Source organism: Bacteroides togonis (assembly GCF_900130135.1).
GTDB lineage: Bacteria > Bacteroidota > Bacteroidia > Bacteroidales > Bacteroidaceae > Bacteroides > Bacteroides pullorum.
The window spans coordinates 2,335,553-2,350,997 of sequence record NZ_LT670820.1 but is presented as its reverse complement, the minus strand read 5'-3'; the positions used below and the strand labels follow the sequence as shown (position 1 = coordinate 2,350,997).

The window sequence follows — 15,445 nt, the reverse complement described above, 5'->3', positions numbered from 1 at the left end:
TTGTAGAACTAAAAAAGCATTATACGATTATGAAAAAAATATTATCAGGAATGTTGCTTGCCGTTCTGTGCATGATGTTGGTTACTTCGTGCGAAAAGGACATGGATAGCAATCCTACATTCCATGAAAACACTACAGGCTTTGTATTGAATATGCCTGCTAATGCCGCTAATAACATATTGGACCTGTTGGCTGCCGATGAGATAACATTTACTACCAGTCAGCCCGATTATGGAGGCATACCTTTGGCTACGAACTACGATGTGGAAATCTCTTTCGAAGACTTTAGCAGTGAAAACTCTGTATATAAAGTTGTGACGAGTTCTACTTCTACAGTTATAGCAATTTCTGGTAGTCGGTTGAATGATGCTGTTGTCAACATGTTCTTGGAAGCCAATGAAGGAGTGGAATATCCTTCTGGTGAGGTGAAAGAACTTTATGTACGTCTGCATGCTAATGTAAACGGACTGGATAAAGGCAGCTGTTATTCCAATGTTATCAAGCTTCAGGTAGTAGCTACCTATCAGGCACCGAGCATCTCACTGCCTGAAAAATTGTATATGGCAGGTTCAAGCATCGGAGTACCATGGGGAACCTGGAAAGAATTTACACCTGTATACGGTTTGCCAGGTAACTATTTTACCGTTGTTTATATTCCTGATGGCGGTGAGTTCAAGTGGGGTACTTATCCGGAACAGTGGTTAGGTTATGCCGATGTCAATCTATATAACGATGTAGCCGGAGCAGGACTGTCTGATAATGGCGGCAACATCAAGGTTGCTAATGGAGGCTGGTATGTACTTTCTTTCAAGGCCAAGATTGACGGTGAGTCTATCAATTATACACTGAATGTACATCCAGCTGCATTCTATATCATTGGTAATGCAACTTCCTCTTGGACCGATTCAGATCCTGCATTGAAATTCACGGTGCCGGCTGACGATACCGAAGCTTGGGTTTCGCCTGAATTTATTGGTGGAGGTGAGATGAGAGCTTATGTAAAAGTAGCCGAATTTGAGTGGTGGCGTACTGAGTTTACCTTGTTCGACGGTACGTTGTTCTGGCGTAATGATAATATTCCTAATAGCTGGGAAGAAACAATGGGTGCAGAATATAGTGTTAAGCCAGCAGCCGGCCAGAAGCTGTATCTCACTATCGGTACACCGGGTGTAGACGCTATAGAGAAAGGTGAGGTGAAATAACCTGAATGATAATCTTTTTTAAAGGAAAAACATTATGAAGAAAAATCTGATATTTGCATGTGCGCTCTTTATGGGAATTGCCTTAGGAGCTTGTACGGAAGATTATACGGATTGGGCTAACCCCCAATCCAACTCTCCCGAAGATCCGGCTGCTAAATATGAAATCGGCTTTGCGGCCGGTGCCGATGCTACGGTTGATATGGATCAGTTTTATGAATCGGTAGCTGAGGAACTACAGGCAACGGATTCTGTCGAAATAGCGTCTTTGTCTTCTACAAATCCCAATGTGGCTTCTATCAAACTGAATAGCATTAATATCAATGGACTGGCAATCAACGCTACTGTCAAGGATGGCAATGTGATAGTCAACACTTTGGAACTGGATTCTGTAGTACGTGATGCGTTTTTCAGTCGTGCTCATGTGGAACGAGTATTTGATGTGAATATGAACGTGGCTGCCAAGCTGAAGAGTGGTGAGGCTGTCAACGTTTCCGGAACATCTCAGGCAAAACTAACTCCCATTTCAACTCCTGCTATCAGTGAAGGAGGTTATGTATTGCTGGGTGACTTTACAGGATGGGATCCTGCTAATCCAACGGCTATGACACCGGTAGCCGATAAAGAAGGTGTATATCAGGTTACTGTAGAGACAACTAACGAGGCTGCCAGCTATTTCAAGTTCTATGCAGCTTATGATGTGAACGGAGGTTGGGATGCTGCCAATGCTGTACAAATGGGATGCCGTGTCAATGGTGATACAAAGACTGAGAACTTTGTGGTATGGACAGGTGATAAGTATAAAGTAGAAACTCCGGCTATTGCAGGAGCGGGTCACTTCATCATTACTCTTGACGTTGTTAACTATACATATTCGGTAGCTCCGGCAACAGCTTATCTTTATATGGCTGGCGACGCTAATGGCTGGAGCCATGTCGACATGCTGGCAAGTCTGGAGTTCAATAACATTTATACGGGCTATATGTACCTCAATCAGAATGGATTTAAGTTCAGTTCCGAACCGAATTGGAATGGTACCAATTACGGAGCCGATTTCAGCACAGCTCCCGATGCGGCCAATATCACGATGATTGAGCCCGAAGGTTTCTATCAGGTAGTGGTTGACTTGAATGAGAAGTCATATACTTTGACTCCTATTGCGATAGGTATTATTGGTAGTGCCACTCCGGGCGGATGGGACAGCGATACGGATATGACTTATAGCATTGAAAATCATTGCTGGATGATTACAACAGATCTGACTGACGGAGAAATTAAATTCCGTGCAAATGATGATTGGGCAATTAGTTGGGGAGGAACTCTGGAGCAACTGACTACTCTGAATGGAGGGAATATTGCAGTAACAGCAGGTAAATATACGATTAATCTTTATCCTTTGTGCGAAGGTAAGGCTTATTGTACAATTGAACCTGCTAATTGATGGAATAATTGAAAAATAGTCAATAGGTAATTCTTTTTGAATGATTATAAGAAGTCTTCTTTCTTGCATTGAATAGTGTCTGAAAGAGGACTTTTTTTATGTTCTCTAAATATTGATTGCTAGTAATTTCATACAAATGTTTTCAGGTTTAGACTTACTTTTTCTTGGCATCATAGTTTATTGAAGCAATGTAGACTTGCTTATCTTTGAATTAACATTTAAAATTTAATGATATGAAGAAATCTTTGTCTTTTTTCTTGTTTTGTATGTTGCTCTCCTTCTTCTACGCCTGCTCGGACAGCAATGACCCTATCCCGGAACCGACTCCTGAACCGGAACCGGAGCCGACTGAAGAATGGATGATTTTGACCGCCACTCCCGACACCTGGGACAACCAAAAGCGGGCGGACATTTCTTATCAGCTTTTGGTGTATTCTTTTGCTGATAGCGACGGAGATGGATGTGGAGATTTCAACGGCGTTACGTCCAAGTTGGATTATCTGCAACAGATGGGAGTAGGGGCCATTTGGCTTTCGCCTATCCATCCGGCCATGTCGTATCATGGATATGATGTGACTGATTACACGACGGTTAATCCGCAATATGGGACGATGGCCGACTTTGAGCGGCTGGTGACGGAAGCACATCAGCGGAATATTAAGGTCTATTTGGACTATGTGATGAACCATACGGGCAAGGAGCATCCTTGGTTTGTCAGTGCCAAGGCGTCGCCAGATAGTGAGTATCGCAACTATTATGTCTTTTCGCAAGATCCGGCTACAGACATTGCGGCTGGAAATATCCCAATGATAGCTACAGAAGGAGCGGCCGGATATAATGCGGGTGAATGGTTCTCGACTACTTCAGCCGATGACGAAATGACGGGATGTTATAAGTTTGTACTCGATTGGGCGGACGCTGCTCATCCTACGTTGACGGTAACTCAGGCCGAAAAACCTGATGCCGACAATCCTGATGCAAGTACCGCTGGCGCCAAGTATTTGTATTACGGGGAGGAAGTTTGCAAAAAGTTCTATGACCGCGGAAATGGAATTTATGATTTGACGGTGGACTTTGCTTCGGCATGGGGCTTCCTGATTCGTACCAGCAACACGACATGGGACGGGGGAACGAAATACGGCGCTTCGTCCAAATCTTCCAAGATAAAGCTGGGTGAACCTTTTGCGTTGGATAACAAGACGGCTGCTGATATCTTGTTTGAGTCGATGAACTTGTGGTACTACCATTCGCATTTTTATACTGACTGGTTTGCCGACCTGAATTATGGAAAGGTGGATGCCGTGGCGACCAATCCTACTTACCTTGCTATGGTTGATGCAGCCAAAGACTGGGTGGACAAAGGTGTGGATGGGTTGCGTCTGGACGCCGTGAAGCATATCTATCACAATGCGACGTCCGATGAAAATCCACGTTTCCTGAATACTTTTTACCATGATATGAATACCTATTATAAGCAGACGGGCAAGACGGATGACTTCTATATGGTAGGCGAAGTTCTTTCGGAGCACAACGAGGTAGCGCCTTATTATGCCGGTCTTCCTGCCTTGTTCGAGTTTTCCTTCTGGTATCGGTTGGAGTGGGCCATTAATAACGCGACCGGCTGCTACTTTGCCAAGGATATCATGAGCTATCAGCAGGAATATGCGTCTTATCGTAGTGATTATATTGAAGCGACGAAGCTATCCAACCACGATGAAGACCGCACAGCATCCAAACTGGGTAAGTCGGCCGACAAATGCAAGCTGGCGGCAGCCGTATTGCTGACGGCAGCGGGTTCTCCTTACATATATTATGGAGAAGAACTTGGATTGTATGGTACGAAGGACAAAGGCGATGAATATGTACGTGGTCCGATGTTGTGGGGCGACAGCTACACTACTTCCTATACGGACAAGGTGGATGCAGGAGTGGCTTCAGCTGTAAAGCCTGTGGTTGACCAGCAGGCGGACGAAAGCTCGTTGCTGAACACTTACATCTCCTTTGCACGTCTTCGAAATACCTATCCAGCTTTGGCTGAAGGAGCCATGAGCCGACATGCCGTTTATAATGAGACGAACGAAACCTATAAATCGTTGGCTGCTTGGTATATGACGAAAGACGAGGAAAAAATGCTTATACTTCATAACTTTGGAGGAGCGGATATTCAGTTCCCTCTGACCGATGACGTAGAAAAAGCTGTAGCCGTATCGGGAAGTGCAGAGCAGGCAATCGAAGAGGAGCAGACGCTTGTGAAGTTGGGAGCCTATTCTTCTGTTGTGTTCAAACTGAAATAAGCGCAAGCAGTTATTCATAAATCCAGGTCAGCACTCGGTTGAGCCACTTCCAGCGGAAGCGGAACCAACGTCGGGTGCTGATTTGTTTTCCACCGAAACGAAGAACGAATTCGCGATAACCATGGCGGCGGAAGGGAAGGCCTACGTCCAGAAACTCCAGATGGCGGTATCCCTGCTGGCGTGCATCGTCCAATGCCTTCCATACGGCCAGTATGCCGGGGTATTGCAAGGCATAGGTCTTGCGCATGCCGCCTGAGAACCACAGGTAAGCACTGCTGCCTGAATAGACGCAGGCGCTGCCGCCTATTATTTTGTTTTTGTATGTGACGATGAAGATGCGGCTCTGTCGTTGCGGGTCGGTAGCTTGTTGTGCCAGTTGCTGGAAAAATTCCCGACTGGGGAAGTGGCGACGTATCTTCCACGAATAGATGTGATGGAGCATGTGGGCAAACTCCTTGATTTCGTCGGTGGTGCGTGCCTCGCGCACTTCGGCTCCGTTTTTCAATCCCTTTTTTATTTGGCGGATGCGTGAGGGGCTGAAGCGAACTTCGGTGCGGGCGGTATCGTGCAGGGAATTACGTACACGGAGCCAGTTGATAGGGAAATAGCTACACGAACGGAAAGAACGGTAGCCGAAACGGGCGTCGGGCAGGTTGCGGAACTCGATGAGGAAACAGCTGCGCAAGGCTTCGTCGGTGAGCCGTTGGAGCATATCGCTGAAGACGGCTTCGCGGTCGATGCCTTCGGCCAGATATTCGCCGTTGCCGAAGACTTCGCAACGGTGGATGATGCTTGGCGGAAACAGGCGCACGCTACGACGGACGACGGCCAGCAGCTTGGCTACGGGTTGCCCGTCGAGGCTGGCCACGATGAGCAGGGGACTGTAACCTGGTGTCGCCTCGTAGATGCGGAACAGGGTCGTCGAATGGAAGGTATCATTTCCCGGCAGGGGAGGAATGTCGCTTCCTGTGTGATATGTCGTCAGTTTCAAAGGCATCGACGGCAAATTTAGAAAATATTCTCGTATCTTTGCAACGTTTATCAAGTTTAATCAGGAAGAGATTGCTCTCTTCGCTACAAATAGATGATTCAGTTATGGAAAGTTTCAGCGAATTGATAAAGAACCGTCGCAGCATGCGCAAGTTTACGGACGAAGAATTGACGCAGGAAGAAGTGGTAACGCTGATGAAGGCGGCTCTGATGGCGCCGACATCAAAGCGCAGCAATGCCTGGCAGTTTGTCGTGGTAGACGATAAAGAGACGCTTCAGAAGTTGTCTCGTTGCAAGGAGCAGGCTTCGCAGTTTATAGCCGATGCGGCACTGGCTGTGGTGGTCATGGCCGACCCGATGGGCAGCGACGTGTGGATCGAAGATGCCTCTATCGCTTCCATCTACCTACAACTGCAGGCCGAAGATTTGGGGTTGGGCAGCTGCTGGGTGCAGGTGCGCGAACGTTTTGCAGCTCCAGGTGTGACGTCGAACGAATATGTGCACGATGTGCTTGATATTCCTCTGCAGCTTCAGGTGCTCAGCATCATCGCCATCGGTCACAAAGGTATGGAGCGCAAGCCCTTCAACGAGGAACACCTGCAATGGGAAAAAATCCATCTGAACAAATACGGAGGAAACAACGGTGAGTGCGGCGAAGGCGAATAACAACAAGGATACCTATAAGGCTACTGGCATTACGCTGATGGTCTTTGGCGTGCTCTACCTGCTAGACAAACTGGTGCATTTTGCGGCACTGGGGTTGCCGTGGGTCATGCAGAAGGACAACTTTCTGCTCTATACGGCCATCATTTTCCTGCTGGTCAAGCACGACAAGTCGGTCGGCCTGGTGCTGGCTGGTCTTTGGCTGGTGTTGAATTTTGGGCTGATTACTGCTCTGCTGGGCACCATGTCGGCCTATCTGCTGCCGCTAGCCCTGCTGGTGATAGGTATCATCCTCTATTTTATAGCTACGAGATAACGAAACGAAATCCATGATAAAAAGAAGTATAGAAGATACGTCCATCGTGTTCATAGGTGCGGGCAACTTGGCCACCAACCTGGCCCATGCCTTCTACCGCAAAGGCTTTCGGGTGGTACAGATATACAGCCGTACGGAGGATTCGGCCCGTACACTGGCTCAGGCCGTAGAGGCCGACTATACCACGAGTTTGGAAAAAGTGGTGCCCGACGCTCAGCTCTACATCGTGTCGCTTAAGGATGACGCCTTGGTGGAGCTACTGCCGCAGATTGTAGCAGGTAGGGGGAAAGGACTTTGGGTACATACGGCAGGAAGCATCCCGATGGACATCTGGAAGGGGCATGTGGAGCGCTATGGCGTGTTCTATCCCTTGCAGACTTTCAGTAAGAGTCGCTTGGTGGACTTCCACGAAATTCCTGTCTTTGTGGAAGGAAGTTCGGACGAAGAAGTGCATTTCCTCAAGCAGATAGCCTCGGCCTTGTCGCGCAAGGTGCTGGAAGCCAATTCTGAACAACGGCGCAATCTTCATTTGGCAGCTGTTTTCACCTGCAACTTCACCAACCACATGTATGCATTGGCCGAACATCTGCTGCAGAAGCACGGCTTGCCTTTCGACGCCATGCTGCCCCTCATCGACGAGACGGCACGCAAGGTGCACGAGCTTTCTCCTCGATTGGCGCAGACGGGTCCTGCTGTTCGTTATGACATGGGTGTCATCGGTAAGCACCTCGACATGTTGGCCGACGAACCCGAGATGCAGCAGCTCTATCGCCTGCTTAGCGACGATATCCATCGGCTGGTATAGGCTCTTTGCTGGAAAGCACTGTTTTCTTGCAAAGAACTCATCGCTTTCTGTTCGAGAAAACAATGCTTTCTGTTTTTGAATCTTTAGTGAAACCCAATTAAACGAATGATCCGATCGTGAGTACTATCAATTATGATTTAAAGAAGATACGTGCTTTGCTCTTCGATGTGGACGGCGTGCTCAGTGCAAACGTCATTCCCATGAGCTCCGAAGGCGAGCCTATGCGCACTGTCAACATCAAGGATGGCTATTCGCTCCACCTGGCAGCCAAGATGGGGGTGCTGCTTGGTATCATTACAGGTGGACGGACCGAGGCTGTACGCCGCCGTTTTCTTTCTTTGGGCTTGAAGGAAGAAAATATTTACCTGGGCTCGTCGGTCAAGATACATGACTATCGTGACTTTCGCGATCGTTATGGTTTGTGCGACGAAGAGATACTCTACGTAGGCGACGACATCCCCGACCTTGAGGTGATGCGTACCTGTGGCCTTCCCTGCTGTCCGCGCGATGCAGCCCCCGAGGTGAAGGCTGTGGCTCGTTACATTTCGTATGCCGACGGTGGTTATGGCGTAGGGCGCGACGTGGTGGAGCAAGTCCTCAAGGTACAGGGCCTTTGGATGGCCGACGAGAGGGCTTTCGGTTGGTAGTTATTGGTATTTATTATTCACTGTATATTGTTTTTATGCTGGACAATCTGAAGAAATACAAAGTGATTTTGGCGAGCAATTCGCCTCGGCGCAAGGAACTGCTTTCTGGTTTGGGCATCGACTACGAAGTGCGCACTTTGCCTGATGTTGATGAATCATATCCTGAAACGTTGCAAGGTGGTGATATCCCTCTGTACATAGCTCGCGAGAAAGCAGCTGCCTATCGCGACCTGATGCAGGCCGACGAGCTGATGATAACGGCCGATACCATCGTTTGGTTGGACGGTCGTGTGCTGGGTAAACCTCGTGATCGTGAGGATGCCTTGCTGATGCTTCGTAACCTGTCGGGGCGCACGCATGAAGTATTTACAGGAGTTTGTATAACAACGACGGAGTGGCAGCGTAGCTTTTCAGCACAGACCGAGGTACGCTTTGCACAGCTGACGGAAGAAGAAATCTGTTGGTATGTAGACCATTACCGTCCGATGGACAAAGCAGGAGCCTATGGCGTACAGGAGTGGATAGGCTTCGTAGGGGTGGAGTACATCTCAGGTAGCTATTTCAATATCATGGGCTTGCCTGTACAACGACTCTATCGTGAACTGAAGTCTGTAGAGTGATGCCAAACACGCAATACGAAGAACGTTTGGGTACCGACCGTATGCTGCCGTTGGTCTTTCGCATGGCACTGCCAGCGGTAGCTGCCCAATTGGTCAATCTGCTTTATACGTTGGTAGATCGTGTCTACATCGGCCATATCCCTGATATAGGTACCGATGCGTTGGCAGGGGTGGGGGTGACGAGTTCGGTTATCATCCTTATTTCAGCCTTTTCGGCCATTGTAGCTGGAGGTGGTGCTCCGTTGGCAGCTATTGCTTTAGGGCAAGGGCATCGTGAACGGGCAGGGAAGATATTGGGTAATGGCTTTGTACTGTTGGTACTTTTTGCTGTGGTTACTTCGACCGTTTCCTATCTTTTCATGAAGCCCATTCTGACCTCTATCGGTGCATCAACCCACACGTTGCCCTATGCGGTAGACTATCTTTCCGTTTACTTGTTGGGTACCCTTTTTGTCGAGGTAGCCGTGGGGCTTAATACATTTATAAATTGTCAGGGACGGCCAGGTGTGGCCATGTACTCGGTCATTATCGGAGCTGTGCTTAATATTGCGCTCGATCCTCTTTTTATTTTTGCTTTTGATATGGGAGTGAAGGGAGCCGCTTTGGCCACTATCCTGTCTCAGGCGTGCATTGCCGTGTGGGTACTGGCATTCCTTACCTCCAGACGTGCTTCGCTACAGCTCGAACGCAGGTATTTGCAGCTGGATCGTCGTATCGTGGGGGCTACGTTGGCTTTGGGCCTTTCGCCCTTCATTATGGCCAGTACTGAGAGTTTGGTGGGGTTCGTGCTGAACGGTAGTTTGGAACGCTATGGTGATATCTACGTCAGTGCATTGGCAGTGATGCAGGCGGCTATGCTTTGTGTCAGCGTGCCGCTGACAGGTTTTGCCCAAGGTTTTGTTCCTGTAGTTAGCTATAATTTTGGGCACGGTAACCGTGAGCGAGTGAAGGAATGCTTCAAGATAGTGGTGACTGTGATGTTTTTCTTCAATTTTCTACTGGTATTGTTGATGATACTTTTCCCTTCGTTGGTGTCTGCTATCTTTACTAGTGATGCACATTTGACGGAAACCGTGACTCGCACGATGCCTGTATTTCTGGCTGGTATGACTATTTTCGGGCTGCAACGTGCTTGTCAGAACATGTTTGTCGCTTTGGGGCAGGCCAAGGTGTCTATCTTCATTGCCTTGCTTCGCAAGGTTATTTTGTTGGTGCCATTGGCCTTGTTGTTGCCCCGATGGATGGGTGTGATGGGTATTTTTGCTGCTGAAGGAATCTCCGATGCCGTGGCTGCTATCTGCTGTACTACGATTTTTGCATTCTTCTTTCCCCGTATATTGGCAAGGATGAAGGTTGCATAACCTTTCACAAGTTTAATATTATATATACTACTGTAGATTTTACGTGACTTTTACAGTTGCTTTTCCTCAACTTATGTGGTATTATTCCCCAAATTAGTCTGTTTCTGTGTAGAATTTATTCTTTTAATTGCTTGTTTTATAGGTGGTTGCTTCTAGAACGGAATTGTGGCATTCCATTTGTCCTTAGTTAGGCAGATAGCTTGATCAACTATTCTATTCAATAAGTGTTTTAACTATTAAACTTTACGATTATGAAAAAATTGTTTTTTGTAGCAGCTATGACATTGAGTTTAGGAACCGCAGCTTTTGCAACGACTGTCGATACGAACGATATGATGACCGTTCAAGTAATGGATGATTTTGTTCCCGTTAAATTGGAAGAAGTTCCTCAGGCTGTAGTTGATGCTGTAACCAAAGCTTATCCTGAGCAAACGCTGAAGGAAGCGGCTGTACGTCAGGAAGAAGAATCTGAGACACAGATCTATAAACTGACATTGGTAGCAGAAGACGGAACAGAAACGTCAGTCCTCTTTACTGATAAAGGTGAAGAAGTGAAATGAGACTTGCTGTTCGTAGAATGAATATTTTTTAAGAGACAGGCCGGGAGTAGTAGGAAACGCTTCCGGCTTGTTTCTTTTTTGTACTTTAATACCAACGTTTTTAATTGGCAATGTCGGCCATTAGCGGTATGTCCTCTTCATGGATACCATGTCTGATAAGGATATCGCGGTCTTTATTGAACAAATCCAGAAAGTCACTTTTACTTCCATACATTGCGATTGCTTTTCCGTAGCGTTCGGCTGCAACGTCAGGTTTGTGTTGTACCCATGCTACGTGTCCTGCATTGAGCCAGTCTGTAGCAAGGACTTGCTTTTCTTGCAGTAGCTTCTGATAATATTTATCGGCTTGCTCATATTTTTCAGTCATGAAAGAACACCAAGCGATCCCTCTCCAGGCTTTTATGGAATGGCTGTCCAGAAAATCCATCTTGAAAAAATATTGCAACGCTTCCTTATATTCTTCCAATTCGGCATGGCAACTTCCAATAAAGAATAGTATGTTGGCGTTTTCGGGCTGTATGCCTTCCGCCTTCAGATAGTAATCTAAGGCCATGCTGAAATTGTGTATTTGCCGGTAACAGGTGGCTAAGTGACGTATGGTCCACAGATGGTCAGGCTTCAGGATATCCGCCTTCCGATAGGCTTCGATGGCTTCTGCATATTTCTTTTCTTTCTGCAGGCAATAACCAATTTTCTGAAAGAGGTCTGCATGGGCTTTGTTCTTAACTTCTAGTCGTCTGTAGAGCACAAGGGCTTCAGAATAGTGTTCCTTACGGAAGTGGAAGTCAGCTATAGCAGTCAATAATTCTGGCTTATCCAGAATGCCTTTGAGGATAGGCAAATCATAGAAAGCGAAATCATCCTTAAAGGGGTCTTCGAATTCACGTCGGCGTGGGTTTAGCTTGAAGAAACGGTATAGGTCGTGTATATATTGGTTGCTAATGACTTCAGGGCGTTCGGCATACTGTTTCATCATTTTGGCCTGCTCGTTGTCCATTATCTCATTCAATTCTTGAGGGGTAAGCTGCTGTAACATGAGGTTACGTTGGGATGGAGGTAATTGGGTCATGGTGAAGCAGAGTGAGTATTTGTCGCTATTGCAAAAGAAACCTGATTGTAGGATAACATTCAAGACTGCATTCTCACCTGTATCTGACGGACCGAACAGGGTCGACACGCTGGAATGTAGCGGATCGAATGGATAGAACCAATTGGATAACTGGCCGAAGAAGGGTCCTGATTTCAATTGTGCAAATGTACTCATATAGATGTCTGCACCTTCCATCTGCATTTCATTCATTTCACGAATCTTATCTCCTAACCCTGATTTCTCGAAAGTATTTTCCCAATCGGGATTACGATCGTTTTCGTCTGCTGTTTCTTCCAACCCAAGTTTCATTCCTTTGATCATGCTGACATTCTTTATCATTTCAGGAATGATTTCTTCACGCATTTTTTTGTCTATCTTTTCAGTTTCCTGACTTTGCAGTAATTGGAGACTAATACGGTTCAGTTCTTTCCCTAACCATCCGTTTTCGTCAGATAGGCTGATGCGCGATTTCAGTTCTGGATAGAGCAGGCATTGGTCGGGGTACGTGTTCAGAGTCAGGAGTAGACCGATCAGTGCACGTTGTCTCACAATAGTTTCTTGGTGCTGGCTGGCTTCAAGTAGCCACAGACACTTGCGAATGTCGAAACAGGCTTGAAGACTCATGGTTACGGCGCTTACAACCAGACAAAGATCAATGGAACGTAATAAACTAGAAGAAAGGAATGCTTGTGCTTGAGTGTCCTCTTCGGCCGTCCATTCACTATTACCCCAAATGGATTGGAATAACTTTTGGTTTGTTTCTTCATGGCGTTTCTGCAGGTGGTTGAAGCTTTGGTTGTTGTCGGTAATTAGCTTACATACGGCCACGTCGTCCTGAAATGTTTCCAGTGCATGCAGGTATCCGTCCAGACGAACAGCTGTATGGCGATTCTTGTAGTGTAATGTCTGGTAATAGCCATAGGCAGAAGATGTTTCGTCGAGCAATATTAGTCGTGCTTGGTTAGCAATAGCCCATGTCTCCGCTAGGAGTTTTATATATAGTTTGCCTCGTTCAGGATCGTCTACGCCTTGCTTCATATATTGCAGCATGTAGTTATAAGAAGTCTGTGCTTGTTCCAATCGATTATGTAATGTCCAGTCGGGACAGGTTGCCAACATGGAGGTCAGTTGGGTTTGTGCTTCTTTCAGGCGTTTGCCTTTTAGTAGAGCAATGATGCTGTTATGTTGTTCGTTGATGGTTTGTTCGTCCATAATAGAATAATGTGGTGTCCAATCGGGAGCAAAGATAGTGTAATTATATCGGATTTCCATTGTTTTTGTCTACCTTTGCACCCGTAAAAATGTTTAGGTGAAATAGATATGGCAGGATTGAATACTCCCACAGCGTTGGGTACAGAAAACATTGGAAAATTATTGATGCAGTATGCCGTTCCTGCAATCATTGCGATGACGGCTTCTTCTTTGTATAATATGGTCGACAGTATCTTTATCGGCCATGGTGTAGGGCCATTGGCCATTTCGGGCCTGGCGTTGACTTTCCCGTTGATGAACCTTGCGGCGGCTTTCGGTTCGTTGGTTGGTGTGGGGGCTTCCACGCTGGTGTCGGTCAAGTTGGGCCAAAAGGATTATGATACGGCTCAACGCGTATTGGGTAATGTTTTAGTACTGAATATTTTACTAGGTGTTGCTTTTACGTTAGTGGTGATGCCATTTCTTGATCCCATTCTTTATTTTTTCGGTGGTAGTGATGATACAGTGCCTTATGCACGTGACTATATGGAAATTATTCTTATCGGCAATGCTGTTACGCACTTGTACCTTGGATTGAATTCTGTGCTGCGTTCCTCTGGGCATCCGCAGAAAGCAATGTATGCCACAGTAGCTACGGTTGTTATCAATACTATTCTCGACCCTTTGTTTATTTATGGCTTCGGGTGGGGTATCCGTGGTGCAGCCATTGCTACGATATTGGCCCAGATTATAGCGTTGCTTTGGCAGTTCAAGTTGTTTAGTAATCGTAATGAATTGCTTCATTTTCATCGTGGCATATTCCGTTTGAAGCGCAAGATTGTGGTCGATTCGTTGGCTATCGGCATGTCACCGTTTCTGATGAATATGGCTGCCTGTTTTATTGTCATTCTGATTAACCAGGGATTGAAACGTCATGGCGGCGATTTGGCTATCGGTGCATTTGGTATTGTCAATCGTCTGGTATATATTGTCGTAATGATTGTGATGGGATTGAATCAGGGTATGCAGCCTATAGCCGGCTATAATTATGGAGCGCAATTCTATCAGCGCGTGACCAAGGTGTTGAAACTGACCATTGTATATGCTACGGTCGTAACAACTTTTGGCTTTGTTGTAGGTATGGCTGTACCGCGACTGGTTGTGAGTATCTTTACTTCGGACGCCGAACTGATAGATTTGTCGGCTCGTGGACTGCGCATTATCGTTATGTTTTTCCCTATAATAGGTTTTCAGATGGTAACAGCCAATTTCTTTCAGAGTATAGGTATGGCTGGAAAGGCTATTTTCTTGTCGCTGTCTCGTCAGTTGTTGATTCTGCTTCCATGTCTGCTGATCCTACCACATTTTTTTGGCGCGTTAGGTGTATGGATCAGTATGCCTGTGTCCGATTTGTTGGCTAGTATTATTGCTGCAGTCATGTTGTTGTTGCAGTTTCGTAAATTTCACAAAGCGGCGGTTCGTCAGTCTTTATCTGTGTGAAACATTTTTTGCTATGTGTTCGTTCGTTTGCGTGAGATTTTTTATATTTGCCTGCAGCAAACGTGTTTAATAATAAAGGTTTATGGAATATTTTGTAGTGAATATTGGCCGTCAGTTGGGAAGCGGCGGGCGCGAGATAGGCGAACGTCTGGCTCATCGGTTGAATATATCTTTTTATGATAAAGAGCTGATTCAGTTGGCATCGGAAGAAAGTGGATTGTGCCGTGAGTTTTTTGAAAAAGCGGATGAACGCCCTTCTCAAGGCATTATGGGCGGATTGTTTGGTATGCGTTTCCCGTTTATAGGTGATGGAACTATTCCGACCAACAATTGTTTGAGTAATGATTCATTGTTTAAAGTACAAAGTGATGTTATTCGTCGGTTAGCTCATGAGAAGTCGTGCCTTTTTGTGGGACGTTGTGCTGACTATATTTTGCGTGATCATCCTCGCTGTGCCAATATATTTATATCTTCAACGCCAGAAGATAGGATGGAACGTTTGTGCCGTATTCACGGCATATCCAAGGAAGAGGCTGAGGAAATGATGGAAAAGGCGGATAAAAAGCGTTCGGAATATTACAATTATTATAGTTATAAAACGTGGGGAGCTGCTGCTACCTATCATCTGTGTATCGATTCGTCTGTTTTGGGTATTGCCAGTACGGTAGATTACATAGAGGAGTTTGTGCGCAAGAAACTGAATTTGGATATTACTGTCCGTTGATGGATATTCGTTATACGGTTTGAAAATATAAATCAGGCGCAGAT

Annotated in this window: 14 protein-coding genes; 12 read left to right on the top strand and 2 right to left on the bottom strand. The window is 46.2% G+C overall.

Annotated elements, in window-relative coordinates; translation table 11 throughout:
- The first annotated feature begins 29 nt into the window (after positions 1 to 29).
- The 3 genes from BQ8005_RS10015 to BQ8005_RS10005 all read left to right on the top strand — a co-directional run bounded on the left by BQ8005_RS10015 (position 30) and on the right by BQ8005_RS10005 (position 4,934).
- Complete coding sequence (locus BQ8005_RS10015; protein ID WP_075317949.1) at positions 30 to 1,202, top strand: SusF/SusE family carbohydrate-binding protein; 1,173 nt, start codon at positions 30 to 32, stop codon at positions 1,200 to 1,202.
- Between the two features lie 34 nt (positions 1,203 to 1,236).
- The gene (locus BQ8005_RS10010) at positions 1,237 to 2,640 is read left to right on the top strand and encodes an Outer membrane protein SusF domain-containing protein (RefSeq protein ID WP_075317948.1); all 1,404 of its coding nucleotides are present in this window, start codon (positions 1,237 to 1,239) and stop codon (positions 2,638 to 2,640) included.
- Positions 2,641 to 2,873: 233 nt separating this feature from the next.
- Complete coding sequence (locus BQ8005_RS10005; protein WP_075317947.1) at positions 2,874 to 4,934, top strand: alpha-amylase family glycosyl hydrolase; 2,061 nt, start codon at positions 2,874 to 2,876, stop codon at positions 4,932 to 4,934.
- Positions 4,935 to 4,944: 10 nt separating this feature from the next.
- On the opposite strand, the gene BQ8005_RS10000 is transcribed toward BQ8005_RS10005, so the two are convergent.
- On the bottom strand, positions 4,945 to 5,931 hold the full coding sequence (locus BQ8005_RS10000) for a GNAT family N-acetyltransferase (RefSeq protein ID WP_075317946.1): 987 nt from the start codon (positions 5,929 to 5,931) through the stop codon (positions 4,945 to 4,947).
- A gap of 98 nt (positions 5,932 to 6,029) precedes the next feature.
- Between BQ8005_RS10000 and BQ8005_RS09995 the strand changes: the two genes are divergently transcribed.
- The 7 genes from BQ8005_RS09995 to BQ8005_RS09965 all read left to right on the top strand — a co-directional run bounded on the left by BQ8005_RS09995 (position 6,030) and on the right by BQ8005_RS09965 (position 10,896).
- Positions 6,030 to 6,590 (top strand): nitroreductase family protein, encoded by a 561-nt coding sequence (locus BQ8005_RS09995; RefSeq protein ID WP_021848420.1) that lies wholly within the window; start codon positions 6,030 to 6,032, stop codon positions 6,588 to 6,590.
- The gene (locus tag BQ8005_RS09990; protein ID WP_021848421.1) at positions 6,568 to 6,903 is read left to right on the top strand and encodes a hypothetical protein; all 336 of its coding nucleotides are present in this window, start codon (positions 6,568 to 6,570) and stop codon (positions 6,901 to 6,903) included. The genes BQ8005_RS09995 and BQ8005_RS09990 overlap by 23 nt, the downstream gene beginning before the upstream one ends.
- Positions 6,904 to 6,919: 16 nt before the next feature.
- The gene (locus tag BQ8005_RS09985) at positions 6,920 to 7,708 is read left to right on the top strand and encodes a Rossmann-like and DUF2520 domain-containing protein (protein ID WP_075319120.1); all 789 of its coding nucleotides are present in this window, start codon (positions 6,920 to 6,922) and stop codon (positions 7,706 to 7,708) included.
- 116 nt (positions 7,709 to 7,824) lie between these two features.
- Positions 7,825 to 8,355 (top strand): KdsC family phosphatase, encoded by a 531-nt coding sequence (locus BQ8005_RS09980; RefSeq protein WP_021848423.1) that lies wholly within the window; start codon positions 7,825 to 7,827, stop codon positions 8,353 to 8,355.
- A gap of 35 nt (positions 8,356 to 8,390) precedes the next feature.
- Complete coding sequence (locus tag BQ8005_RS09975; protein WP_075319118.1) at positions 8,391 to 8,975, top strand: Maf-like protein; 585 nt, start codon at positions 8,391 to 8,393, stop codon at positions 8,973 to 8,975.
- A complete protein-coding gene (locus tag BQ8005_RS09970) occupies positions 8,975 to 10,336 on the top strand; it encodes an MATE family efflux transporter (protein ID WP_075317945.1) in 1,362 nt (453 codons plus the stop codon). The genes BQ8005_RS09975 and BQ8005_RS09970 overlap by 1 nt, the downstream gene beginning before the upstream one ends.
- Before the next feature lie 251 nt (positions 10,337 to 10,587).
- On the top strand, positions 10,588 to 10,896 hold the full coding sequence (locus tag BQ8005_RS09965; RefSeq protein ID WP_021848426.1) for a hypothetical protein: 309 nt from the start codon (positions 10,588 to 10,590) through the stop codon (positions 10,894 to 10,896).
- Positions 10,897 to 10,996: 100 nt separating this feature from the next.
- Here BQ8005_RS09965 and BQ8005_RS09960 read toward each other — a convergent pair whose 3' ends face one another.
- The gene (locus tag BQ8005_RS09960) at positions 10,997 to 13,198 is read right to left on the bottom strand and encodes a tetratricopeptide repeat protein (protein WP_075317944.1); all 2,202 of its coding nucleotides are present in this window, start codon (positions 13,196 to 13,198) and stop codon (positions 10,997 to 10,999) included.
- Between the two features lie 108 nt (positions 13,199 to 13,306).
- On the opposite strand from BQ8005_RS09960, the gene BQ8005_RS09955 reads away from it, so the two are divergent.
- Both BQ8005_RS09955 and BQ8005_RS09950 read left to right on the top strand, forming a co-directional pair.
- Positions 13,307 to 14,677, top strand: coding sequence for an MATE family efflux transporter (locus BQ8005_RS09955; protein WP_075317943.1), 1,371 nt, complete (start codon positions 13,307 to 13,309; stop codon positions 14,675 to 14,677).
- A gap of 82 nt (positions 14,678 to 14,759) precedes the next feature.
- The gene (locus BQ8005_RS09950; RefSeq protein ID WP_075317942.1) at positions 14,760 to 15,401 is read left to right on the top strand and encodes a cytidylate kinase-like family protein; all 642 of its coding nucleotides are present in this window, start codon (positions 14,760 to 14,762) and stop codon (positions 15,399 to 15,401) included.
- The last annotated feature ends 44 nt before the right edge of the window (positions 15,402 to 15,445 follow it).